Below are 829 nucleotides of genomic sequence, written 5' to 3' on the forward strand. Positions count from 1 at the left end.
TTGACTGCCCGTTAACTTGATCACCGGAGGCTTAAATTCCCAAGTGACCAGCTTGATTTTTTCTGCCCCCGCGTCTTTATACATGCCTGACTTGATCATACCGACGGTGTCGATAATGCTGGAGATGAGTTTTAATTGGTCGCGTATATTTTCAAATTCATCTTGCACGTCACGTGTGTGTAAATAGTTGCTATTTTCGTACGTTAACCCGGTGCCAAACTTCGTTTCCGTGCTGCCTTCTTTGATCGAGAGGCTTCCCTCCAGCGAAAATTTCTCTTTGATTTCATCCTTGGGGATCTCGGTGCTGTCATGCGCTTCCGCGCCGCCGTTTCTGAGATATTCCTCGTAGCGCGCGGTGCGCTCGTCATAACGCTCTTCATCCGATTTCTCTTCTGTCTCTTTTTTGTAGGACAGCGTTAGTTCACCTTTTAGTACGACTTTGGGATAAACCTTAAAAGACAGATTGTCATTCGACAGTACACCGACGATGGCTTTAGCAATGCTACCAATCAAGGGTATGTCATAGATAAGGTGGGTTTCTTCTTGTGGCTGGCCATCACATTGCGTCACACACACCTGATAGGTTTTATAAGGCAGTACATTTTGTGCGTCTTCCGCCAGCATCAACATTAAGACATTCCACAGCTTATGCGCCTCGGTGGGCGGGGAATGCACCATAATCCCGCTGTTTTGTCCAACCGATAAATCTTTCGCAAAGGCGTCATTATCGGTCACATAGCCGTTCGGGCAAGTCGGTTTTGCGTCTTGGCAACTGCCTTCAAGGGTAATGTCAACCTCTGCGCCCTCGCCTTCATCAATCACAACAACC

At 47.5% G+C, this 829-nt stretch carries 1 pseudogene; it reads right to left on the reverse strand.

The features are described from left to right. Window positions 1-829, reverse strand: a pseudogene (locus BZJ21_RS16380) (hypothetical protein); the annotation flags it as partial.

Source organism: Salinivibrio costicola subsp. alcaliphilus, assembly GCF_001996185.1.
In the GTDB taxonomy this organism is placed as follows: Bacteria; Pseudomonadota; Gammaproteobacteria; order Enterobacterales; family Vibrionaceae; genus Salinivibrio; species Salinivibrio costicola.